At 62.6% G+C, this 21,838-nt stretch carries 21 protein-coding genes; 5 read left to right on the top strand and 16 right to left on the bottom strand.

Annotated elements, in window-relative coordinates; genetic code table 11:
• Positions 1-136: 136 nt before the first annotated feature.
• From EB235_RS18270 to EB235_RS18255, 4 genes are all read right to left on the bottom strand, one after another.
• Positions 137-607: a nucleoside deaminase gene (locus tag EB235_RS18270; protein WP_027029618.1), complete on the bottom strand. Its 471-nt coding sequence runs from the start codon at positions 605-607 to the stop codon at positions 137-139.
• Positions 608-718: 111 nt separating this feature from the next.
• Complete coding sequence (locus EB235_RS18265; RefSeq protein ID WP_027029619.1) at positions 719-1,315, bottom strand: LysE family translocator; 597 nt, start codon at positions 1,313-1,315, stop codon at positions 719-721.
• A 117-nt stretch (positions 1,316-1,432) separates the two neighbouring features.
• Positions 1,433-2,005: an acetolactate synthase small subunit gene (gene ilvN / locus EB235_RS18260; protein WP_027029620.1), complete on the bottom strand. Its 573-nt coding sequence runs from the start codon at positions 2,003-2,005 to the stop codon at positions 1,433-1,435.
• 83 nt (positions 2,006-2,088) lie between these two features.
• On the bottom strand, positions 2,089-3,870 hold the full coding sequence (locus EB235_RS18255; RefSeq protein ID WP_027029621.1) for an acetolactate synthase 3 large subunit: 1,782 nt from the start codon (positions 3,868-3,870) through the stop codon (positions 2,089-2,091).
• Positions 3,871-4,367: 497 nt separating this feature from the next.
• Between EB235_RS18255 and EB235_RS18250 the strand changes: the two genes are divergently transcribed.
• Positions 4,368-6,170 carry an NAD(P)/FAD-dependent oxidoreductase gene (locus EB235_RS18250; RefSeq protein ID WP_027029623.1) on the top strand — a complete coding sequence of 601 codons (1,803 nt, stop codon included), beginning with the start codon at positions 4,368-4,370 and terminating at the stop codon, positions 6,168-6,170.
• A 62-nt stretch (positions 6,171-6,232) separates the two neighbouring features.
• Here EB235_RS18250 and EB235_RS18245 read toward each other — a convergent pair whose 3' ends face one another.
• The 3 genes from EB235_RS18245 to tmpA form a co-directional block, all read right to left on the bottom strand.
• Positions 6,233-7,372 (bottom strand): PcfJ domain-containing protein, encoded by a 1,140-nt coding sequence (locus tag EB235_RS18245; protein ID WP_027029624.1) that lies wholly within the window; start codon positions 7,370-7,372, stop codon positions 6,233-6,235.
• A 718-nt stretch (positions 7,373-8,090) separates the two neighbouring features.
• Complete coding sequence (tmpB, locus tag EB235_RS18240; RefSeq protein ID WP_027029625.1) at positions 8,091-8,675, bottom strand: (R)-1-hydroxy-2-trimethylaminoethylphosphonate oxygenase; 585 nt, start codon at positions 8,673-8,675, stop codon at positions 8,091-8,093.
• Positions 8,672-9,823, bottom strand: a complete 1,152-nt coding sequence (gene tmpA / locus EB235_RS18235) for a 2-trimethylaminoethylphosphonate dioxygenase (RefSeq protein ID WP_027029626.1) — start codon at positions 9,821-9,823, stop codon at positions 8,672-8,674. The genes tmpB and tmpA overlap by 4 nt, the downstream gene beginning before the upstream one ends.
• 119 nt (positions 9,824-9,942) lie before the next feature.
• Between tmpA and EB235_RS18230 the strand changes: the two genes are divergently transcribed.
• Complete coding sequence (locus tag EB235_RS18230) at positions 9,943-10,830, top strand: LysR family transcriptional regulator (protein WP_027029627.1); 888 nt, start codon at positions 9,943-9,945, stop codon at positions 10,828-10,830.
• 10 nt (positions 10,831-10,840) lie between these two features.
• Here the strand turns inward: EB235_RS18230 and EB235_RS18225 are convergent, their stop codons facing one another.
• Genes EB235_RS18225 through EB235_RS18215 form a run of 3 tightly spaced genes read right to left on the bottom strand, consistent with a single transcriptional unit; the run spans position 10,841 to position 12,294 of the window.
• Entirely contained in the window at positions 10,841-11,371 is a 531-nt protein-coding gene (locus tag EB235_RS18225; RefSeq protein ID WP_027029628.1) for a GNAT family N-acetyltransferase, read from the bottom strand.
• Positions 11,372-11,417: 46 nt separating this feature from the next.
• Positions 11,418-11,726 carry a hypothetical protein gene (locus EB235_RS18220; RefSeq protein WP_027029629.1) on the bottom strand — a complete coding sequence of 103 codons (309 nt, stop codon included), beginning with the start codon at positions 11,724-11,726 and terminating at the stop codon, positions 11,418-11,420.
• A gap of 4 nt (positions 11,727-11,730) precedes the next feature.
• Positions 11,731-12,294 carry a helix-turn-helix domain-containing protein gene (locus EB235_RS18215; RefSeq protein WP_027029630.1) on the bottom strand — a complete coding sequence of 188 codons (564 nt, stop codon included), beginning with the start codon at positions 12,292-12,294 and terminating at the stop codon, positions 11,731-11,733.
• A 154-nt stretch (positions 12,295-12,448) separates the two neighbouring features.
• Between EB235_RS18215 and EB235_RS18210 the strand changes: the two genes are divergently transcribed.
• Positions 12,449-14,281, top strand: a complete 1,833-nt coding sequence (locus tag EB235_RS18210; RefSeq protein WP_027029631.1) for an ATP-binding protein — start codon at positions 12,449-12,451, stop codon at positions 14,279-14,281.
• Positions 14,282-14,505: 224 nt separating this feature from the next.
• Here the strand turns inward: EB235_RS18210 and EB235_RS18205 are convergent, their stop codons facing one another.
• Complete coding sequence (locus tag EB235_RS18205; protein ID WP_027029632.1) at positions 14,506-15,297, bottom strand: GGDEF domain-containing protein; 792 nt, start codon at positions 15,295-15,297, stop codon at positions 14,506-14,508.
• A gap of 104 nt (positions 15,298-15,401) precedes the next feature.
• Complete coding sequence (gene miaA / locus EB235_RS18200; RefSeq protein WP_027029633.1) at positions 15,402-16,367, bottom strand: tRNA (adenosine(37)-N6)-dimethylallyltransferase MiaA; 966 nt, start codon at positions 16,365-16,367, stop codon at positions 15,402-15,404.
• Between miaA and serB the strand changes: the two genes are divergently transcribed.
• Both serB and EB235_RS18190 read left to right on the top strand, forming a co-directional pair.
• Positions 16,357-17,244, top strand: coding sequence for a phosphoserine phosphatase SerB (gene serB / locus EB235_RS18195; protein ID WP_027029635.1), 888 nt, complete (start codon positions 16,357-16,359; stop codon positions 17,242-17,244). The two genes, miaA and serB, sit on opposite strands and share 11 nt — an antisense overlap.
• A complete protein-coding gene (locus EB235_RS18190; protein WP_027029636.1) occupies positions 17,241-17,813 on the top strand; it encodes a GNAT family N-acetyltransferase in 573 nt (190 codons plus the stop codon). Before serB ends, EB235_RS18190 begins: the two co-directional genes overlap by 4 nt.
• 29 nt (positions 17,814-17,842) lie before the next feature.
• Here the strand turns inward: EB235_RS18190 and EB235_RS18185 are convergent, their stop codons facing one another.
• The 4 genes from EB235_RS18185 to hflK all read right to left on the bottom strand — a co-directional run bounded on the left by EB235_RS18185 (position 17,843) and on the right by hflK (position 21,787).
• The gene (locus EB235_RS18185; RefSeq protein ID WP_027029637.1) at positions 17,843-19,357 is read right to left on the bottom strand and encodes a DegQ family serine endoprotease; all 1,515 of its coding nucleotides are present in this window, start codon (positions 19,355-19,357) and stop codon (positions 17,843-17,845) included.
• Between the two features lie 145 nt (positions 19,358-19,502).
• Complete coding sequence (locus tag EB235_RS18180; protein ID WP_027029638.1) at positions 19,503-19,691, bottom strand: DUF2065 domain-containing protein; 189 nt, start codon at positions 19,689-19,691, stop codon at positions 19,503-19,505.
• A gap of 3 nt (positions 19,692-19,694) precedes the next feature.
• Entirely contained in the window at positions 19,695-20,666 is a 972-nt protein-coding gene (gene hflC / locus EB235_RS18175; protein WP_027029639.1) for a protease modulator HflC, read from the bottom strand.
• Positions 20,666-21,787, bottom strand: coding sequence for an FtsH protease activity modulator HflK (hflK, locus tag EB235_RS18170; protein ID WP_027029640.1), 1,122 nt, complete (start codon positions 21,785-21,787; stop codon positions 20,666-20,668). The genes hflC and hflK overlap by 1 nt, the downstream gene beginning before the upstream one ends.
• Positions 21,788-21,838: the final 51 nt, after the last annotated feature.

Here is a 21,838-nt window from a genome sequence, read left to right as displayed (position 1 = left end):
CGAATAGATAGGACAGGCGTTTGTTGGAAAAGGGCCAAAACACGGCATTACGAAGATTTAATGTGCACTGCACAATGGATAGGCAGCCGGCTATGGTCGCTGGCGGAAGCCCGTCATAGGCCTCAAAAGCTGGGCTCTAAGCCTTGCCCAGATGCTTCGGCCAGAATTCCTGGTGGACTTCGGCGGCTTCGTCTTCGAGGGTCGGGCCAACCACGGTGACGATGCGCGCGCCGGTTTGCAGCACCGCCCGGCTCGGCACGTTCAACCCGATCCCGGCGATCTCGCCAAGCCGCGCTTCGGAGCACGCAAACACCATGCGCCCGATGCCCGACCAGTAAATCGCCCCGGAGCACATCGCGCACGGCTCCGTGCTGGTGTAGAGCGTGCAGTCGGCGAGAAAAGCGGAGTCGTAGTGCTGCGCCGCCAGCTTGACCAGGTTCATCTCGGCGTGGTTCGTCATATCGTGGCCGGTGAAGACGCTGTTTTCGGCGCGCAGGATGACTTCGCCGTCCTTCACCAGCACCGAGCCAAACGGTTCGTCGCCGCGTTCCATTGCGGATTTCGAGAGCGCAATCGCCTCGCGCAAAAACGGCTCGTGGCTTTCCATCAGAGTTTCCCCAAGAGGCTAGAGTCGGATGATCTTGTCTTGAAGCGGAGGAATTTCCAAGGGCTGCAGATTCAAGTCGGCGATCTGCATCGCCGCAACTGAGTCCTTAGCCTAGCGCAGCATCGGCCACAGCGTCGCCGCCAGCAGCACGCCCATGGCGATGTTGAACCATTTGAGCCGCACCGGATCCGACAGGAATCCACGCAGCGCCGTGCCGAATCCCGCCCACACCGAGACGCTCGGCAGATTGACGACGGCGAAGGCGACCGAGATCAGCGCCACCGAAATGAAGGGGTGATCGGGGTTGGTGTAGACAGCCATGGCGGTGATCGCCATCACCCAGGCCTTGGGATTGACCCACTGGAAAGCGGCGGCATCGATGAAACGCATCGGTCGCCCTTCGGCATCGCCCTTGCCGTTGAGCGAGCGCGACATGGCAATCTTCCAGGCAAGATAGAGCAGATAGGCACCACCCGCGATCTTCAATCCCGTGTGCAATGCCGGAAACGCTGTCAAAACCGCACCCAGGCCGAGACCGACGGCGAGCAGCAGCACCAGGAATCCCATGCTGATGCCGAACATGTGGGGAATCGTCCTGGCGATGCCGAAATTGACGCCGGAGGCCAGCAGCATAAGATTGTTCGGCCCCGGCGTGATCGAGGTCACGAAGGCATAGACGAGCAGTGCGAGGAATGCGTCGAGTGACATGATATCCTCCCGGATACGCCAGCACTATTGACTCTTTCCGGCCATCGCAAAGGCCAGCGTCGGCAGTTGGCCACGCCAGTCCTTACGTTGCTGGAAGATTCGGATCGTTAAGTCGGCCTACATCCCCTGCGGACCGCGGTTCAACGCCGCCACGCCGGTGCGGCAGATTTCGACGAGGCCGAGCGGCTTCATGATGGCGATGAACTGGTCGATCTTGGTGCCCTTGCCGGTGATCTCGAAGATGAAATGCTCGGTGTTGGCGTCGATGACGCTGGCGCGGAAGGCGTCGGCCAGCCGCAGCGCCTCGACACGAGCCTCGCCGGTGCCGGCGACCTTGACCAGCGCCAGTTCCCGCTCCAGCGGCCGCTCCTGGCCGGACTCGTGCGAACGCACGGTGAGATCGACCACGCGATGCACCGGCACGATACGCTCCAGCTGATGCTTGATCTGCTCCAGCACATGCGGCGTGCCGCGCGTCACGATGGTGATGCGCGACAGATGCTTTTCATGCTCGGTCTCGGAAACGGTCAGGCTCTCGATGTTGTAGCCGCGCCCGGAAAACAGGCCGATGACCCGGGCAAGCACGCCCGGCTCATTGTCGACCAGCACGGAAAGCGTGTGGTTCTCAGGCTTCTCGGTTTCCTTGGCGATGAAATAGGCCGAACCGGTCGGTTGTAGCTGTGCGTTCATGACATGAATCTCGATTTCAAACTCTTGATCTAACTCTCTGTTCCCGCACGGCTTCTCGCGACAGCCCTGCCTCGGCTTGTCTGCTACACCAGTTCCCTGCCCTTGGCGTCGATGGCATTCGCCACGGCCTCGTCGGTGGCTTCGTCCGGCAGCAGCATCTCGTTGTGTGCCTTGCCCGACGGGATCATCGGGAAGCAGTTGGCGAGGTTCGCCACGCGGCAATCGAACAGCACCGGCTTCCTGACCGAGATCATCTCCTTGATCGCGTCGTCCAGCTCGTCCGGCTTCTCGCAGCGAATGCCGTGGCCGCCATAGGCCTCGGCCAGCTTGACGAAGTCCGGCATCGCCTCGGTGTAGGAATGCGACAGCCGGTTGCCGTGCAGCAGCTGCTGCCACTGGCGCACCATGCCCATATACTGGTTGTTGAGGATGAAGATCTTGATCGGCGCATTGTGCTGCACCGCCGCGCTCATCTCCTGCATCGTCATCTGCACCGAGGCGTCGCCGGCAATGTCGATGACCAGCGCATCGGGATGCGCGATCTGCACGCCGAGTGCGGCCGGCAGGCCGTAGCCCATCGTGCCCAGCCCGCCTGATGTCATCCAGCGGTTCGGCTTCTCGAAATGATAATGCTGCGCCGCCCACATCTGGTGCTGGCCGACCTCGGTGGTGATGTAGGTGTCCATGCCCTTGGTCAGTTCGTAGAGCCGCTGGATGGCGTATTGCGGCATGATCACGTCGTGGTTCATCTTGTAGGCGAGTGAATCGCGACCGCGCCACTTGGCGATCTGCTCCCACCAGGGGTAGAGCGCCTTCTTGTCGGCCTTGGCGGTTGCCCGCCACAGCCGCACCATATCCTCCAGAACGCGGCCGACATCGCCGATGATCGGCACTTCGGTGTGCACGTTCTTGTTGATCGACGACGGATCGATGTCGATGTGGATCTTGCGCGAGTTTGGCGAGAACGCCGTCAGCCGGCCGGTGATGCGGTCGTCGAAGCGCGCGCCGATGCAGATCATCACGTCGCAATCATGCATGGCCATGTTGGCTTCATAGGTGCCGTGCATGCCCAGCATGCCCATCCAGTTCTTGCCCGACGCCGGATAGGCGCCGAGACCCATCAGCGTCGAGGTGATCGGGAAGCCGGTGAGGTCGACCAGTTCGCGCAGCAGATGGCTCGCTTCCGGGCCGGAATTGATGACACCGCCGCCTGAATAGATGATCGGCCTCTTGGCGCCGGCCATCAGCTCGACGGCTGCCTTGATCTTCTCCAGGTCACCCTGGACCTTGGGCTGATAGCTGGTGCGCGGCGCAATCTGCGGCGGGACATAAAACCCCTTGGCGAACTGCACGTCCTTGGGGATATCGACCACCACCGGACCGGGACGACCGGTCGTGGCGACATGGAAGGCTTCGTGGATGGTCGCGGCGAGATCGTTGACGTCCTTTACCAGCCAGTTGTGCTTGGTGCAGGGGCGCGTGATGCCGACGGTGTCGCATTCCTGGAAGGCGTCGGAGCCAATCAGCGAGGTCGGCACCTGCCCGGTCAGGCAGACCAGCGGGATCGAATCCATCAGCGCGTCCTGCAGCGGCGTCACCGCGTTGGTGGCGCCGGGGCCTGATGTCACCAGCATGACGCCGGCCTTGCCGGTCGAGCGCGCATAGCCTTCGGCGGCATGGCCGGCCCCTTGCTCGTGCCGGACCAGAATGTGCTCGACCTCGTCCTGCTGGAATATCTCGTCATAGATCGGAAGGACGGCGCCGCCGGGATAACCGAAGACATGCTTGACGCCATTGTCCTTCAGCGCCTGCACCACCATTTCGGCGCCCGTCATCTCGCGCCGCTCACTCTGTCCGTTGCTCATCGGTCTGGTCCCGTACTGTCCGCCATCTGGCGTTTGCTGGTCGTTTAGTCGTGTTTCAGGCAATAAAAAAGGCCCCCGAGGGAGCCTGTGTGTTGCGCATGGGAGGTTTTCGCCCGGCGGTTACACCGCCTTGCCCACGCGCCTTCCTACGAGAATGAGTGCCGTTTTCATGGTCGCGGACACTAAGGGCGGGCAAGGCAGCCTGTCAACGGCAAAAATCGCGCCGGCGCTGAAGGTATTTCTCAATTCGACAAATGGCCGTCACGATTTCGCGACCGACGCCATATCGTACCGACATCACGCAAACCGCAACGTCCCTTCCATCGCCCTCCGCTAGGCACTCCCGGACCAGTTCCGGAGCGTCGTTCTCCGGATAAGTCCTTGAAGCCACGCGAAACTATGGTGGGGCGTGACGAACGCCGTCCTCTCTGCCGATACTTGATCGTCCGGCTCGGGAGGAGCCACCATGACGGTCAGGATTTCACGGAGGAAGACTTATGCTCGACAAGGCCCCCAACAAGAAACTGTCCGACCTGCTCGACCAATTCGGCGCCGCCCTGGCCGCCAATGACGTCGAGAAGGCCGTCGGTTGTTTCCAGGACGACTGCTACTGGCGCGACCTCGTCACCTTCACCTGGAACATCAAGACCATGGAAGGCAAGGATCAGGTGCGCGACATGCTGGACAGCCAGTTGTCGAGGACAAAGCCGTCACACTGGGCACTCGCCAAAGGTGAGGACGCGACCGAGAGCGGTGGGCTGATCGAAGGCTGGATCAGTTTCGAGACAGAACTGGCGCGTGGCTTTGGCCATGTCAGGCTGAAGGACGGCAAGATCTGGATACTGCTGACCACCATGGCCGAATTGAAAGGTCATGAGGAGAAGGCTGGCTTCGCGCGGCCCATGGGCGCCAAGCACGGCTCGGGCAAGAACCGTCCGACATGGAAGGAAGAGCGCGAGAGGGAAGCCGCCGAACTCGGCTTCAAGACACAGCCCGATACGGTGATCATCGGCGGCGGCCAAGGTGGCATCGCGCTTGGCGCAAGGCTGCGGCAGCTCGGCGTACCGACCATAATCATCGAGAAGAACGAGCGGGCAGGCGACAGCTGGCGCAAGCGCTACAAATCGCTCTGCCTGCATGATCCGGTCTGGTACGACCATCTGCCCTATATCGATTTCCCCAAGAACTGGCCGGTCTTCTCGCCCAAGGACAAGATCGGCGACTGGCTGGAAATGTACACCAAGGTGATGGAGCTGAACTACTGGTCCTCGACCGAGGCCAAGAGCGCTTCCTATGACGACAAGAAGAAAGAATGGACCGTCGTCGTCCACCGCGACGGCAAGGATATCACCCTGAAGCCGAAGCAATTGGTGCTGGCCACTGGACAGTCCGGCAAGGCCAATCTGCCGAAATTCAAGGGCATGGAAAGCTTCAAGGGCGACCAGCATCACTCCTCGAAGCATCCAGGCCCCGACGCCTATGCAGGCAAGAAGGCCGTCGTCATCGGCTCCAACAATTCCGCCCACGACATCGCCGCCGCACTTTGGGAAGCCGGCGCCGACGTCACCATGGTGCAGCGTTCGAGCACCCATATCTCCAGATCCGACACGTTGATGGAAATCGGGCTAGGGTCCCTCTACTCGGAACAGGCGGTTCAGAACGGCATCACCACGGCCAAGGCCGACCTCATCTTTGCTTCCCTGCCCTACAAGATCCTGCACGAGTTCCAGATCCCGGCCTATGCCGAGATGAAGAAACGCGACGCGGCATTCTACAAGGGGTTGAAAAAGGCCGGTTTCATGCTGGACTGGGGCGACGACGAGTCCGGCCTGTTCATGAAGTATCTCAGGCGCGGCTCGGGCTATTACATCGACGTCGGCGCCTCCCAGCTGGTCATCGATGGTTCGATCAAGCTGAAGAGCGGCGTTGACGTCGAAGAGATCAAGCAGCATTCGGTTCTGCTCAGCGACGGGTCGGAACTGCCTGCGGACCTTATCGTCTACGCCACCGGCTACGGCTCGATGAACGGTTGGGCCGCCGATCTGATATCGCGCGAAACCGCTGACAAGGTCGGCAAATGCTGGGGCCTCGGCTCCAACACCACCAAGGATCCGGGCCCTTGGGAAGGCGAATTGCGCAACATGTGGAAGCCGACGCAACAAGAAGCGCTGTGGTTCCATGGCGGCAATCTGCACCAGTCGCGCCACTATTCGCAGTTCCTGGCGCTGCAGCTGAAGGCCAGGCAGGCCGGGCTGCCGACACCGGTCTATGGGCTGCAGAAGGTGCATCACAAGGGATAGCGTCCGGCATATCCGCGCCCTTTGAACCCGCGCGGCGACTTCCACCGCGCGGGTCTTCCGTTTCAGTCCGGCAGCATCACACCCTTCGCCTTGGCCCAGCGCTCGAGTATCTTGCGCTCGTCGGGCGTAGCCAGACGATTGCCGAAACCGCGCACCTGCACCGCACGATGTTGCCGGTCTAGTTCGATCGTCAGCCGACGGTCGATCTTGCCAAGCGCCGTGCGCCGCAGTACCCAGATCGAGGCATAGCCGGCAATGCATTTGGCTGCGTATGTCGACACGCAGTGATGCATCGCCCTGGATTCGGCGACCAGATCCTCGGCCGTCCTTAGCTGGCGAATGAAGAAGCGCTCACCATGCGCCTTCGCCTCCTTGGCCGGCGGCTGCCATTCCCAGTCATCGAGCCGCGAGCCATCCCAGGCGCCTTTTACCGGCGAAACCCGGCCGGCGACGCGGCGACGCATGGCCTCGATGCGTTCGATGGCAGCAATGTCGCGGTGCCATTCCGACATCTGCTTGCGCAACGAGCCGAGCGTGCGTCCCTTCAGGCTGTAGGCGCGATCATGCCGATGCATCGCACCGACATAGTCGCACAGATCGTCGATCTCTTCCCTGGACGTTGGTTGTCCGCAGAAGAACCGGGCGACCTCGCGCCAGAAGGCAAGCTCGCCGCGTGGCGTACGCGCGATCTTCGTCCGCGCAATTCGAGCCGCCAGCCCCAAATCATCCGTATAAGTCCGTATGATCGCCACCCAGAATGCCTCATCGAACGTGAAGTCGCCGCAGAGGTTCAGGAAGCAGTGCACCTCCTTGCGCGACAACCACGCACTGGCGCCCGCCTTGTAGAGCGAGTTGCCGCCCGCGGCCGCAATATACCAGGCCTTGCGCAGCTTGATCTCACCGGCATCGAGCCCCGAGCTGTCGAGCCAGATGGCTTCGAGCGCGGCCGGCACCGGGTACAGCGCATAGAGATGGCGCGCAGCCGCAAGCCGCAAACGCGCATGGTCGCGCGTCTTCAGCTTCGGGCGCCATAAGGCCCCATCGCGGATCGCCATGCCGAAGCCGCGATGCGCCTCCTCGATCGCCCGCTCGAAATCCGGAGCGGGACGCCGGGCTGGAGAAACCCGCCGCAGTGTCGCGGCATATGCATTAATACGTAAACGCTCGGCGTCCTGCCTGAGCTGGATCATGGACCTGGCCATGGCCGTTCTTCCCGATTGGAACCCTGTCAGCCGCGCGCACTTCCAGCGCCGGCACGGAATGTGTCGAACTGGATATGCGTGACATTTGACGGGTCTCCTCTGGGGATGACGGGGTTGGAATGGCGGGCTCTCTAGGCTCAAGGAAGTTTTTGAGCAAGAGCCATTATTCCAATGTTTACAATGGCCTGAGCGAGTGTTGCAAAGGCGCATCTCAGGCCTTTAGGCAGCCGTGATCGTTGGCCGGGAGCTTGTCGGCTCCCACCGCATCAGTGACCTGTATCGAATCCATTGCGGACAATGAGCGCTGCAACGCACCGCAAGGCGGTCGTTAGATCGTCGGGAAATTGGAAACCGCTGTGGTGCGGTCAGCCCGTTCGACTGCCGTGGAGGCGCGAAATGCGTGAACAAGATCTCATCATGCCTCCTTCAAGAATGTGGTCGATACGCAGCGGCGGATGAAAACAGGCCGCATTTCGGGCGTGTCTAATACTCCCGAACAAACCCGCCGGCAATGTGGCGCGCTTGGCCAGCATCGGCCGGCTCGAACGATCCGGCGGAGCCGACCTGGCCTGGTTCATGGTGTGAAGTGTCCGGTCGTTCGGCGCGAGCGCTTGCGTCAGTCAAGCGCTCGCGGCAGCTCTCCGGCCGGAATGCAGCCACTGCATTGTCGCCGTCGAAGCAGAAACACATGGCTGTCCCTCCCGGTGATGAATCGCTGTCAGAGGCGATTGGCGAAATCGCGCACGACGCGCTGCAGCAACGGCACGTAATCGCGAAACGTCCGCGTTTTCATATTGGCGATCTTGCCGGCTTCGTCCCATCTGCGGACCCGCACCGCTTCCTCATGGAACGGGTTCTTGCGGAACTCGGCCACCTCTTCGGGGTTCATCGGCCCACCCTGCAGCGACAGCGTATGCACCGAGGCCTGCGAAAGCTTGCCGAAATAGGTCGGGTCGGTGGCGCAGAGGTAGCGTTTTGCCGAGACATGCAGCCGGACGCATTCGACAATGACCGGCGGAAAGAACGGCGCCAGCACCTCACCGCCGGCTTCGTCGTGATGCTTGTCCTCGACATCATCAGGCGAATAGGTGCCGAACTCGCTGGTATAGTGGCCGATGTCGTGCAGCAGGGCCGCCGCCACCAGCACCTCCGACGCGCCATCCTGCTCGGCGAACCAGGCGCCCTGCAGCATGTGCTCCGACATGGTGACGGGTTCGCCGAGATAGGATTCGGCCCCCCGACGCTCAAAGATGTCGGCGATGAACTCGACGATGTTGTCCGCGTTCAGATTCTGACCGTTCATTCGGCGGCCTCCTTGAACTGATGTTCGATCGCCGAAAGCGTCGACAGCAGGCCGTCCTTGTCGGCATAGCAACCCTGCAGCCAGCGCTTGCCGGTGCCGGAAAACGCCTTGCGCGCATGCATGACGCGGGTGTTGTCGACGATGAAGGCCTGCCCTGCTTCGAGCTTGAAGGTCACTTCGAAGGACGGATCCTCGATCAGTTCCGCGAACCGGCGATAGGCTGCATAGTATGCGGCCATCTCGGCGAACGGGACGTCGACCGTCGGCGCCAGCGAGCGGTTGTTGAAGCGAATGGAGATAAGCTCGCCATCCGGCCCAAGCTCGATCATCGGACGCTTGGATTGCAGCCGCACGCCGGATGAACCGGCATATTCGAAGCGAGCCGGGTATGAACTCAACAGCCGGAAGCCTTCGGGATTCTCGGCCTGCAAGGCGGCCGCAACGGCAAAACCGTCGACGACGCTGGATTCGCCGCCCTCGACCGTATTCTCGATGCAGGACAGGATCTGCAACGTCGGCACCGGATCGCGATAGGGATTGTCTGTATGTGCCTGAAGACCGAGATTGGTGTAGGCGAGATTGGTCGGATTGACCTCGGCGCGAACTTCGAACCAGCGGCCGTAATTGGTCTCCCTGATATAGCCGAACAGGTCGGACACCTTGCATAGCGCCCCGGATTCTGTCGGCAGATCGTCCATCACGGCAAAACCATAGGTTTTCACCGCAGCGAGCCACTGCCGCAAGACCGTCCGGTCGCGGCTGGCGGCCATATAGCCGGCGCTCGGCACCGAATCCTGCATCGAGGCCTTGGTCCATCGAACGGTGTCCGTGCCGGTCCACCCGGCCTGGCGAGCGGTGTCGCGGTCATAGGCATTGGTGCTCAGCCATATCGAGGGAAAGCTGACCGTCTTTCCTTCCGGCACGAAGGTGAGCTCGAGGGCATCGCCCTTGACCGAGGCTGCATCGATCTTCGTATCGGCCGGAATGTCGAGAATGGTGATCAGCCGTTGGCCGTTGCCGGCGCTGCGCGTCTTGGCGTCGAGCGCGTTGTCGCGCAGCCACATGGCATGGAAGCGGGTGCGTTTCCCATCCTGCCAGCCAAGTTCGATTGTTCTGCCTTCGTCGCCGATCAGCGCGTGGGTGAGCATGGAAATCCGTCCTGTCTGTTGTATCCCCACAGCTCCGTCTGTGGGTTTCGATTGCATGTTGACCCCGCCGAAGGCATAACTCAAATTATCATTTTTTGGCCAATGCCCATGAATAACTAATGGCTCGAAGAACCGTCCCCGCCTTGCCTCCGCTCGACTGGCTGCGCAGTTTCGAGGCCGCGGCGCGGCTGTCGAATTTCACGGCCGCGGCAGTTGAACTCGGCTTGACCCAGGCCGCCGTCAGCCAGCACATCCGACTGCTGGAGGAGCGGCTGAAGACGCGTCTGTTCACGCGGCTGGCGCGCGGGGTCGCACTGTCGCCGGAAGGCGCTGCCTATCTGCCCCATATCCAGTCGGCCTTCGCCACCATTGGCAGCAGCACGGCGCAACTGTTCGAGCCGCGCGCCGTCCAGACGGTGACCATCCGCGTACCGATCTCGTTTGCCTTGCTGATGCTCGTTCCAGCACTGCCCGATCTTGCCAGGGCGCTGCCGCGCATCCAGCTCGACCTGGTGACGATCCATCGCCCGGCCGACTACGATTTGCCAGGCTCGGCGCTCGACATCCGCTTCGGCAACGGATCCTTTCCCGGCCGCGAAGCAGACAGGCTGACCACCGAGCGGCTGGTGCCGGTGGCAAGTCCGGCCCTGGCGGGTGCTGCCGACTGGACATCGCTGCCACTGCTTCTGGTCGCCGGCGCGCGTGAGATGTGGGCGGAATGGTTTGTCGCCGCCGGATTGGCCGGCCACCCCCAACGGTCACATCGCTTCGACAGCTTCGTCGCGGCGATGGAAGCGGCAAGCGCCGGAGCCGGCGCGCTTCTGGGTTCGCGGCCCCTGGTCGACTCAGCACTCAGGAGCAGGACCCTCGTGCCGCTTTCCGATTTCGAGCTCTCCAGCACCTCGGGCCATTTTCTGACCAGGGCGCCGACCGCGCGGCTGACCAGTGCCGAGCAGGATTTCCGCCAATGGCTGCTGAGGCGCCTCTCGGGGATCGCCTCGGCCTGACCGGCGCGACCTATTTCGACAAGGCGCCAATGCGCTTCCAATAGATCAGCGTGCCGGTCAGCCCGCCATGTGGCTTCAGCGCATAGTCCGGTATTTCGCCGGCCAACGTAAAACCGAGTTTTTCGTAGAGGCCTGAAGCGCCCTCTTCTGTTGCCGTATCCAGGACCAGCAGCGTACGCCCCTTCTCGACAGCGAGACGCTCGGCGGCCCGCATCAGGCGCGTTCCGACACCCCTGCCCCGGTATCCGACCGATGTCATCAGCTTGGCGATCTCGGCCCGATGCGGCTGGTTGGGCGGGAAGTCGAGCAGCAGCGTGACGGTGCCGACAAGGGCCTTGCCGTCCCATGCGCCAAGCACCACTCGCTCCCCTCTGGCCGCTGCGGCCAGCGACTTCTCCCAGAACGCGCTTGCCGATTTCGGTGCCAGCGGATGCATGAAACTGACCGATCCGCCTGCGGCAACTGTCTCGACCAGCAGATCAGCCAGGACTGCCAGTGTTTCCGCACTGGCGCTCAGGGCTTCGATATCAATGGAATTCATGACCAGTCCTCTGGAAACGATGAAGGGGGCAGACAGCGTGCCGGCATCAGTCGAGACGGCTCACGCGGCGGCGCTTGCGCCCGGCCTTGATGGCGCTGATGCGCTCGGTGTCTTCTTCCCTGAGATGCCGCCCGCGCTCGAGGATTTCGAGCGTGTATTCCTCATAGGTCAGGCCCAGCCGCTCGGCCTTGTCCATGCGCAACAACATGATTTCGCGGCTCGGCGCCTTCCACGCCTTGGCGTGCGCGGCCTGCCAGGCCAGGAAGATGTAGGGATCGCCTTTGCCCCATGGCGGTCCCTTGTACTCATCAAGAGGCGGCCCCCCATTGTGGGAGCGTTTGGGACGTCTCGCCATGATGTCAGCCCCTGACCAGAGCGACGACATAGTCGGCGCCCGCCTCCGAGGCGTGGAAGGTGCAGTCCGATGGCGCGCCCAGCGCCAGGCAGTCGCCGGGCGCCAGCCTGTGCACCACATCGCCCTCGGTGAAGTCGAGCCGTCCGGAAATCAACCAGATCTGCTGCTTGATGAAGGCGTAGGAGGCCGCCGGCAAGCTGACGCTCGCGCCCGCCGGGAGATGCACCTTGATCAGTTCGAGCGGCATGTCGGTGGCAGGTGATAAATGCCGCCTGACATAGCCCGTATCGGGATCGCACCACACCGGCTGCTCAGCCTCGCGCAGCAACCCGCCGCCCTGCAATTCCGCCCGCGCGATGAGGGTCGACAGCGTCATGCCGAAGGCCGCCGCGATGCGGACCAGAAGGGCCGCCGTCGGGCTGGTCATACCGCGCTCGATCGTGCTCAGCATCGCTTTGGACACACCGGACCGTTCGGCGAGATCGGCCAGAGACCAGTCCCGCATGGCCCTTTCGGTGTGGATCCGCTTGCCGATGGTCGAGGAAATATCGTTCGCTATATCATCCATTCGTCCATTATAGCGAAAGACATACGTTGGAAAAGAGCCATTTTGCGACAATTTTCGCCAAGCCTTTAATCCTCTCTACACCATCCGACCTCATCCGACCTTAACCCCATTCCTGTAGGGTCCAACCTCCAGGGAAATGGGGATTGGCCTATCCATGTATGTCGAACGCGAAGCTTGCGTCGGAGAACCGACATCGCAGGAGCGCCGCAACGCAGAGCAGAACGACCGGCGCATCCTGGGCAATGTGGTGCAATGCGACGGCGCGCGCGCCACCATCGCCGCCTATGCCGACGACATCGACGGATCTGTCACCGGCCTGTGGACGGTCGGCAAGATGATCTCGATCAATCTGGGCACGACGCGAACCGTGGGTCTCGTTTACGCGATCGGCAAATCGAACCGCGCCTGGAGCAACGAGGGCCAGAACCCCATCGAGGTCAGCATCGAGCTGGTCGGTGAAGTGCGCGACGGCGCCGAGCCCGGCGCCAGGCCAATCTTCGACCGCGGCATCACCACCTATCCGCATATCGGTGCGGTCGCGCACCGCATCCGTACCCGCGACCTGCAGGCGGTCTATGATCTCGCCGGCCGCCATTCCATTACCATCGGCTCTCTGGCACAGGACGAGACGATCGCCGCCAACATCGCCATTGACGACACGCTGGCTCGCCATTTCGCCGTTGTCGGCACCACCGGCGTCGGCAAGTCCACCGCCGTCTCGCTGCTGCTGCGCAAATCGATCCAGGCACGCCCTGATCTGCGCATCCTTATCCTTGATCCACACAATGAGTTTGCTTCATCGCTGCCGGAATATTGCGTCAGGGTCGATTCCAAGACGCTCGACCTGCCGTTCTGGATGTTCAAGCTCGAGGAATTCGCCGAGGTGCTGTTTCGCGGCCGCGAAACGGTCCCTGAAGAGATCGACGCCCTGCGCGACCTCATTCCGCTCGCCAAGAATCTCTACCGCAACCCGAATTCAGGCGCTTATCTCCGGCGCGGGAATGATGCGCTGACCGCCGATACGCCGGTGCCTTACCGCGTCGCCGACCTGCTCAAGCAGATCGACGAGCGTATGGGCATGCTCGAAAGCAAGAACGAGCGCCCGACGCTCAAATCGCTGAAGACGCGCATCGAATCGGCAGCCGCCGATCCGCGCTACCGCTTCATGTTCAATTCGCGCCTGATCGAGGACACCATCCACGAGACGATCGGCAACATTTTCCGCGTGCCGCATCACGGCCGCCCGGTGACCTGCTTCGAGATGGCCGGCATGCCCTCCGAAGTGGTCAATTCCGTCTGTTCGGTGCTGGCGCGTCTGGCCTTCGATCTCGCTCTGTGGAGCGAGGGCAAGCTGCAACTCCTGTTGCTGTGCGAGGAAGCGCATCGCTATATGCCGGCCGATCCGCGTCTCGGCTTCGCGCCGACAAGGCACGCGCTGTCGCGCATTGCCAAGGAAGGCCGCAAATATGGCTGCTATCTCGGCGTCGTCACCCAGCGTCCGGGCGAGCTCGACCCGACCATCCTGTCGCAATGCTCGACCTTCTTTGCCATGCGGCTCGCCAATGAGCAGGACCAGGCGATCATCCGTTCGGCCATCGCCGACTCGTCCGCCTCGAGCCTTGCCTTCCTGTCGTCCATGGGCCAGCGCGAAGCCATTGCCTTCGGCGAAGGCGTGGCGACCACCATGCGGCTGAAGTTCGAACGACTGCCCAGCCACCTGCTTCCCGGCACGGCCAAGCGCGAAGAGACCGAGGCGCCAAAGGCCAACGACGATGTCGATCTGGTGGCGATTGTCGAGCGGCTGCGCAACGTGCCGAAACCGTCGCAGCAGGCGATGGCCTTCGCCGAAGTGGTCGATTCCGGCCGCCAGGCCGGCGATCCCGACTACCGCAAGCCGCCGGCCACCCGAACGCCGTCGGAAGACGATTTCGACATGCGCTACGGCCTGAAGCCCGCCACTTTCGGCATGCGCCCCCAGAACGATTGAGTCTGGCGTCAAGTCCACCTGCCGATAATCTGAGCACCTGCTTCAAACATCCAAGCGCCGAGCTTCGTTGGCCAGCCAGGGTAAATCCAGTCAGGGAATTCGTCAGGCCGAGTCGGCTGGTGCGGTTTTCGAGAACCGGAGCGGAGCGGACTTTTGGTCCGTGAGCACCGGAAGCGCAGAAAACAGCGGCAGAGGGCCGGCTTCACGAATTCAATGATGGGATTTTAGGCGCAGACGCGGTTGCGGCCTTGCCTCTTCGCCTCATAGAGCTGGCGGTCGGCGCGGCGATAGAACTCTTCCGCCGTTTCCTTGCGGTCCCAGACGGCAAGACCGACGCTGGTGGTGATCTTGAGCCGGACATTGCCTGAAAGGACGGACATGTTGGCGATCGCCTTGCGGATGCGCTCGGCGAATTTGGCCAGCAACTCCGCCTCCATATTGGGTGTGACCACCGCAAACTCCTCGCCGCCCAGCCGCGCCACCACATCGTGGAAACGTGTCATATCCTTGAGGCAGTTGGCGACAGCCTTGAGCACCTCGTCGCCGACATCATGTCCGTGCGTGTCATTGACCTGCTTGAAATGATCGAGATCCAGGATCATCAGCCCGACCGGCTTCTCGATGCGCCGGAACTCCTCGAGATATTCCTTCAGCGCATCGTCGAAATAGCGCCGGTTCTGCATCCCGGTCAGGCCATCGGTCAGGGCGGCGTGCTCGAGCGTTTCGGAGCGGGCGCTGAGCGAAACCGTCATGGCGCGCAGCTTGCCTTCCTCCGTCGCCTGTTTGCGGATCAGCGGGTAGATGAAGAAGATACCGAAAAACAGCGCGGTCGCCAGCAGCACGCCGGTCGCGAACAACAGCTTGTTGAGATAGATGACTTTGTCCATGCCGGACTGCGTGGTGAGTTCCGTGGCGAAGGATTGCAAGAGCCCATAGGCATGCAGTGTCACCAGGCCAGCGGCGAGGATCACGAAAATAAAGACGAAAAAAGCGGATTCCGCCTTATGGAAACGCATCTGCTCCCCGATCGAAAGTGCCCACCGATCTTATGGCACGGACCGCCTTACGGAGCGTTAATTGCAACAACTTCGGCGCGAACCCTTCCCTCAAGGTCAACTTTTTAAGTTGCATTAGCAACAAGTGTTTGGATCGTGGTTTCGAGATCGTCACCGGGGCGCAATCTTTGCCATTGCGGCCCCAGTTGATGGCGAAACCACGTCGCCTGCCGCTTGGCATATTGCCGGGTCGCGATCTTGGCGCGCTCGATCGCTTCGGGAAAGCTGGATTGTCCAGCCATCGCCGCCTGCAATTCGCGAACACCGATCGCCTTCATCGCCGGCAGGTCGTCATTGAGGCGAAGGGCCGCAATTTGCCTGACTTCCTCCAGCGCGCCCTTGTCCAGCATCTGGTCGAAACGCCTTTCAATGCGATCGACAAGCGCCGCCCGGTCCGGCTCGATGACGAGGAAATGCGCGGTCTGCCTGTCGATGAGCGGCCGGCCGCGCTCGGCCTGCCATTCCAGGATCGATCGGCCGGAGGCGTCGAGAACTTCGAGCGCTCGCACGACCCGTTGGCTGTCCGTCGGCTTCAGCTGCATGGCGGCTTTCGAATCCTCGCGCAGCAGCAGCGCGTGCAGCTTGACCGCGCCTTGCTCCTTCAGCTCATAGCGCCAGCGGTCGCGGATGCGCGCCGGAATATCAGGCATTTCCGAAATGCCCTCGGCCAGCGCGCGAAAATAAAGCCCGGTGCCGCCGACGAAGACTGGCCGCCGTGACAGCGTTCCGTCGTCGATGAGTTTCATCACATCGCGCAGCCACGCGCCGGTCGAATAGGCGGTACCGGGATGGACATGGCCGTAGAGAAAATGCGGCACTCTCGCCAGGTCGGCCGGCTCCGGCCGGGCGGTCAGCACATCGAGCACCGAATAGCCTTGCATGGAATCGGTGTTGACGATGACGCCGCCCGTGCGTTCGGCCAGATCGAGTGCGAGTGCCGACTTGCCGCTGGCGGTCGGCCCGGCTATCAGGATCGCGTTCTTCACGCGGCCTTCGCCCGCATCCGTGCCGGAATTCTCGATGCCGCTCATTGCCACGCTTGTTTCCCGTCCCGCCGACCGCGCTCTGTCGCCGTCGCTTGCGAATATGGCCTCACGGTCGGTGGGCGCAAGCGCTGTCGTCTGGCTGGCCGAAGGCATTGCCTGCGATCTTGCCTTGCCGCAAGAGGCTGATCCCACCGAGACCACTGATGCCCTGCGGGCAGCACTGGCCGCGGAACCGGTCGACGTGATCGTCCAGCAGGCCGAAACGCGCCGCAAGAAAATCCTCATCGCCGACATGGATTCGACCATGATCGACCAGGAATGCATCGACGAACTGGCCGACGAGATTGGCGTCAAGGATCGCGTTGCGGCGATCACCGCGCGGTCGATGAATGGCGAGATCGCCTTCGAGCCGGCGTTGCGCGAGCGCGTTGCACTTCTGAAGGGCCTCGATGCCGCCGTCGTCGACCGCATCGTCGCCAATCGGCTGACATTGGCCTCTGGCGGCCGCGCGCTGGTCCAGACCATGCGCGCCAACGGCGCCTGGACGGCACTTGTCTCGGGCGGCTTCGAAGTGTTCACGACGCGCATCGCTTCCATGCTCGGATTCCAGGAAAACCGTGCCAATCGCCTGCTCGAACAGGACGGACGCTTCACCGGCCTGGTCGGCGAGCCGATCCTCGGCCGCGCCGCCAAGGCAGATGCCCTGATCGAAATCTCGGCCCGCCTTGGATTGACGCCGGCCGACGCGATCGCCGTCGGTGATGGCGCCAATGATCTCGACATGATCCACCTTGCCGGAACCGGTGTGGCGCTGCATGCCAAACCGACAGTGGCTGCGCAGGCGAAGGCTCGCATCGACCACGGCGACCTGACCGCATTGCTCTATCTGCAGGGTTATCGCCAAGAAGAGTTCGCTAGATGAAACCCATGCGCACCGAGCGGCTCATCCTGCGCAATTGGGCAGACCGTGACCGTGAGCTCTTCCATCGTATCAACTCCGATGAGCGCGTCATGGAGTTCTTCCCGTTCCGCCGTGACCGTGCCCAGGCGGATGCCAAGATGGATGAATTGCGCGCATCGATCGAGCAAAAAGGCTATGGCTTTACCGCGGTCGAGATCGCCGCATCAGATCAGTGCGTCGGCTTTGCCGGCCTGATGGGAACCGACCACTTGCCGTTCCTGCCGGCGGGCACCATCGAGATCGGCTGGCGGCTGGCACCCGAATTCTGGGGCAAGGGCTACGTCACAGAGGCCTCGGAAGCCTGGCTGGCCTACGGCTTCGAAAAGCTCGGACTTGGCGAGATCGTCTGTTTCGCCGTCGATAACAACAGGCGCTCCACCGCCGTCATGGAACGCCTCGGCATGACCGCCGATCCCTCTGCCGATTTTGACCACCCCGGCATTCCCGATAGCCATCCCGCACTCAAGCGGCATGTTTTCTACAGGCTTTCGCGGGACGACTGGCATGCAAGAAAAAAGGCGGCTGGTTAGCCGCCTTTTGAAATCCGCGGATTGAAACCTCAATCCATCCGGATCGTCACGAAGCGCAACTCACCGGTCTTGGACGCCAGCATCAAGAGCGCGTTCTTGCGCCCCTGCTCCTTCAGCGCGCCGATCCGGTCCATGACGTCCTTGGGCGTGGCGACCGATTCCTGTGCGATCTCGGTGATCACTTCGCCGGGCTGGATGCCGCGCTCGGCAGCGGCCGAGTCCTTGGCCACATCGGTGATGACGACGCCGGAAACATCGGCCGCGATGCCGAACTTCTTGCGCGTTTCGTCATTGATCTCGCCGACGGTCATGCCGAGCACCGAGGCGGTCGAAACGGCCGGAGTCTTGTCGCCCTTGTCCTGGTCGGTGTTGCCATTCTCGCCACTGGCGAGCTTCTCGCCATCCTCGAGCCGTCCGAGCGTCACCTTCACCGTCTGCTCGACGCCCTTGCGCACGATCAGCACGTCGACCGCCTTGCCGACCGGGCTTTCGGCGACGACGCGCGGCAGGTCGCGCATTTCATGGATGTCCTTGCCGTCGAACTTGATGATGACGTCGCCAGCCTGGATGGTGCCGTTGTCGACAGGTCCGCCCTTGATGACGCCGGCCACCAGCGCACCCTTGGCCGTCGCCATGCCGAGGCTTTCGGCGATGTCGTCCGTCACCGGCTGGATACGCACGCCGAGCCAGCCGCGCCGTGTCTCGCCATACTGACGCAGCTGATCGACGACGCCCGAGGCAAGCTGCGAGGGAATCGAGAAACCGATGCCGATCGAACCGCCGGACGGCGAAATGATCGCGGTGTTCATGCCGATGACTTCACCCGCGCTGTTGAACAGCGGGCCGCCCGAATTGCCGCGATTGATCGCGGCATCGGTCTGGATGAAGTCGTCATAGGGGCCGGAATTGATATCGCGGTTGCGGGCCGAGACGATGCCGACCGTGACCGTTCCGCCGAGGCCGAAGGGATTGCCGACCGCCATCACCCAGTCGCCGACGCGCATCTTGGTGGAATCGCCGAACTTCACCGCGGTCAGCTTGTGGCCCTTCGGATCGACCTTGAGCACCGCGACATCGGTCTTGGTGTCGGTGCCGACCAGCGTCGCCTTCAAGGTGATGCCATCGGAGAAATTGACCTCGATATCGTCGGCATCCGCGATCACGTGGTTGTTGGTGACGACGATGCCTTGCTCGGCGTCGATGACGAAGCCGGAGCCCAGCGACTGGACCTTCTGCGAGCCGGCATCCTTGTCGCCGCCCTTGTTTTTGAAGAAATCGTCGAAGAAATCCTGGAAGGGCGACCCTTCCGGCAGCTGCGGCATCGGCACCGCGCCCGGACCTTCCGTGCCCTTCACTGTCTGCGAGGTCGAGATGTTGACCACCGCGCCCAGCACACGGTCCGCCAGGTCAGCCACTGAGGCAGGTCCATCGGCTGCGAAGGCCGGCGGCGTAAAGGACGGGACGGCGGTTGCGCCGACAATAAGTGCTGCTGTTCCGGCGATCAGCGTCCGCCGTGCCGCGCGCAAAAGGGATGTGGATGTCATCGAGAAGCCTCCCGGAATTCTAAAAAGAGAAAAGCGCTTCGACGAAAACGCCGCGTAGCGCCATGATGGCAAGAAATACGGCACGTTTGCGGCTGTGGCTATCGGCAGAGTGCAAATCGCTCGTTATTCCGCGACGACGCTGCCCTCATCCGCCCCGCACCAGCCAAACGATGCCGACACCGAAGGCGATCGCAACCAGCCCGGCGATCCGTAAGGCATTTTCCGGCAGCGACAGCACTTCAGTGGCAAGTTTCCTGGCAAGGCCGGGAAAGCCGCCATAGACCAGCCCTTCAATCACGAGGACGAGGCCCATGGCGGCGAGAAAGTCCTGCACCGGCTATTGCTGGCCGGTGCTGGGTTGTGTCGCCGGCGCTGCAGGTGCCGTCGCCGGTGCTGCTGGAGCCGCCGGTGTCGGCTTCGCCTGCCCTTCCTTGCCGTCGGGGTCACGGAAGAAGCGGAAGAACTCCGAATTCGGCGACAGAACCATCGTCGTTCCGGTGTTGTCCAGTGCGGTGCCATAGGCATTCATCGAGCGGTAGAAGTCGAAGAAGGCGGGATCGCGCTGATAGGCTCCGGCGAAGGTGGCGCTGCGCTGGGCTTCGCCCTCGCCGCGCAGGATCTCGGACTCCTTTTGCGCTTCGGCGACGATCTCGACCACTTCGCGATCAGCCCGCGCCGTGATGCGCTGTGCCGCTTCGTTGCCCCGTGCCCTAAGCCGCGCCGCTTCCGCCAGGCGTTCCGCCTTCATGCGGTCGTAGGTCTGCTGTGAAACCTCGGCCGTGAGGTCGGTACGGCGGATGCGGACATCCTCGATCTGCAGGCCAAGCGAGGTGGCGTCGGGCCGGAGCTGATCGCGCACTTCGCGCATCATCACCGCACGCTCTTCCGAAAGCGCCGCCTCGAAATCGCGCAGACCGTAAACGCGGCGCAAGGCAGCGTCGAGACGGGTCCGCAGGCGCGCTTCAGCCAGTTCGATCTGACCGGATACGGCGGCACGGAAGACGCGCGGATCCGAGATGCGATAGGCGATGAAGGCATCGACCTCATAGAACTTGCCGCCCGACACCTGGACGCGGATGTTGTCGAGATCGAACCGCAGCACCCGGTTCTCGATCAGCTGCACGGTGTCGGCGTCGAAGAACGAGAACGGCGCCTTGAAATAGATGCCAGGCTCGCTCTTGACGTCGACGATCTCGCCGAAGCGAAGCACCAGCGCCTGCTGGCGGGCATTGACCACGAAGACCGAGGAATAGATCAGGAACAGGATGACCGCCGCTACGACGACGAAGATGGGAAGACGGTTGGCCATCACTGGGTACCTCCCGTGTTCGCGGCAGGCGCGGCCGGTGCCGGCGGTTTCGGCTGCAATGCCGGCAGCGGCAGATAAGGCACGACGCCTTGTCCGTTGCCCTGCTCGACGATGACCTTGCTCGAATCCTTCAGAACCTTCTCCATGGTTTCCAGATAAAGCCGCTTGCGCGTGACGTCGGGAGCTTTGACGTATTCGTCATAGACCGAGATGAAGCGCTGGGCCTCACCTTCGGCTTCCTGCACCACGCGGTTCTTGTAGGCGGCCGCGTCTTCACGGACCTGTGCCGCCTCGCCGCGCGCCTGGCCGAGCTTCTGGTTGGAATATTGGTTGGCCTGCTCGACGAACTTGTCCTCGTCCTGCTCGGCGCGCTGCACTTCGTCGAACGCATCGGCCACTTCGCGTGGCGGTGCTGCATCCTCGATGGAGACGGCGTTGACGTTGAGACCGGCCTTGTAGCCGTCCAGCGTCGTCTGGATGATTTCGCGCACCGACGCCGCTATGCCCTGGCGGTCATCGCGAAAGATGTCCTGCGCCGGCCGGCGGCCGACGGCTTCGCGCATGGCGCTTTCGGCGACCTGCCGCAGCATGCCATCGGGATCGGAGACGTCGAACAGGTAGGCGCGGGGATCGGACACCTGATAGGCCACCGAGAACTGCACGTTGACGATGTTCTGGTCTCCCGACAGCATCAGGCCGTTGCCGCTGGTGTTGCCGCCGCCAATGTCGACGAGCTGCTCGGAAATCTTGGCCGTCTCGACGGTCTCAAGCGGCCACCAGTGGAAATGCAAGCCGGGCTGAGAGAGTTGGGGCTTCGGCTTGCCAAAGCGCAGTTCGACTGCGACCTCATCAGGCTGCACGGTATAGACTGCCTGGAATGCCCACAGAACGACCAGCACCGCGGCGATCAGGCCGAACACGGCCGGACTGGCACCGCCGCCACCGGGCAGCGCACGCCGCAACCGGTCCTGGCCACGGCGGATGATGTCCTCGAGGTCGGGAGGCGACCCTTGCGGGCCGCTTGGCCCCTTCGGCCCCTGTCCCCAGGGCCCTTGATTGTTACCGCCGCCGCCGCCGCCCCATGGGCCGCCGCCACCGCCGCTCTTGTCGTTCCAGGGCATGAATGTCCTTTCGCTTGGAATTCCCTCAAGCGCCGGAGTTACGGCGCAAAA

It is taken from the genome of Mesorhizobium loti R88b, from assembly GCF_013170845.1.
Classification (GTDB): domain Bacteria; phylum Pseudomonadota; class Alphaproteobacteria; order Rhizobiales; family Rhizobiaceae; genus Mesorhizobium; species Mesorhizobium loti_B.
Note: the sequence above shows the minus strand (reverse complement) of the source record. Positions and strands in the feature narration are given on the sequence as shown.

What these genes read in the sequence shown, in the direction of transcription:
- EB235_RS18270 (WP_027029618.1), bottom strand. Translation starts at nt 607, where the DNA reads ATGGAAAGCCACGAGCCGTTTTTGCGCGAGGCGATTGCGCTCTCGAAA.
- EB235_RS18265 (WP_027029619.1), bottom strand. Translation starts at nt 1,315, where the DNA reads ATGTCACTCGACGCATTCCTCGCACTGCTCGTCTATGCCTTCGTGACC.
- ilvN (WP_027029620.1), bottom strand. Translation starts at nt 2,005, where the DNA reads ATGAACGCACAGCTACAACCGACCGGTTCGGCCTATTTCATCGCCAAG.
- EB235_RS18255 (WP_027029621.1), bottom strand. Translation starts at nt 3,870, where the DNA reads ATGAGCAACGGACAGAGTGAGCGGCGCGAGATGACGGGCGCCGAAATG.
- EB235_RS18250 (WP_027029623.1), top strand. Translation starts at nt 4,368, where the DNA reads ATGCTCGACAAGGCCCCCAACAAGAAACTGTCCGACCTGCTCGACCAA.
- EB235_RS18245 (WP_027029624.1), bottom strand. Translation starts at nt 7,372, where the DNA reads ATGGCCAGGTCCATGATCCAGCTCAGGCAGGACGCCGAGCGTTTACGT.
- tmpB (WP_027029625.1), bottom strand. Translation starts at nt 8,675, where the DNA reads ATGAACGGTCAGAATCTGAACGCGGACAACATCGTCGAGTTCATCGCC.
- tmpA (WP_027029626.1), bottom strand. Translation starts at nt 9,823, where the DNA reads ATGCTCACCCACGCGCTGATCGGCGACGAAGGCAGAACAATCGAACTT.
- EB235_RS18230 (WP_027029627.1), top strand. Translation starts at nt 9,943, where the DNA reads ATGGCTCGAAGAACCGTCCCCGCCTTGCCTCCGCTCGACTGGCTGCGC.
- EB235_RS18225 (WP_027029628.1), bottom strand. Translation starts at nt 11,371, where the DNA reads ATGAATTCCATTGATATCGAAGCCCTGAGCGCCAGTGCGGAAACACTG.
- EB235_RS18220 (WP_027029629.1), bottom strand. Translation starts at nt 11,726, where the DNA reads ATGGCGAGACGTCCCAAACGCTCCCACAATGGGGGGCCGCCTCTTGAT.
- EB235_RS18215 (WP_027029630.1), bottom strand. Translation starts at nt 12,294, where the DNA reads ATGGATGATATAGCGAACGATATTTCCTCGACCATCGGCAAGCGGATC.
- EB235_RS18210 (WP_027029631.1), top strand. Translation starts at nt 12,449, where the DNA reads ATGTATGTCGAACGCGAAGCTTGCGTCGGAGAACCGACATCGCAGGAG.
- EB235_RS18205 (WP_027029632.1), bottom strand. Translation starts at nt 15,297, where the DNA reads ATGCGTTTCCATAAGGCGGAATCCGCTTTTTTCGTCTTTATTTTCGTG.
- serB (WP_027029635.1), top strand. Translation starts at nt 16,357, where the DNA reads ATGCCGCTCATTGCCACGCTTGTTTCCCGTCCCGCCGACCGCGCTCTG.
- miaA (WP_027029633.1), bottom strand. Translation starts at nt 16,367, where the DNA reads ATGAGCGGCATCGAGAATTCCGGCACGGATGCGGGCGAAGGCCGCGTG.
- EB235_RS18190 (WP_027029636.1), top strand. Translation starts at nt 17,241, where the DNA reads ATGAAACCCATGCGCACCGAGCGGCTCATCCTGCGCAATTGGGCAGAC.
- EB235_RS18185 (WP_027029637.1), bottom strand. Translation starts at nt 19,357, where the DNA reads ATGACATCCACATCCCTTTTGCGCGCGGCACGGCGGACGCTGATCGCC.
- hflC (WP_027029639.1), bottom strand. Translation starts at nt 20,666, where the DNA reads ATGGCCAACCGTCTTCCCATCTTCGTCGTCGTAGCGGCGGTCATCCTG.
- hflK (WP_027029640.1), bottom strand. Translation starts at nt 21,787, where the DNA reads ATGCCCTGGAACGACAAGAGCGGCGGTGGCGGCGGCCCATGGGGCGGC.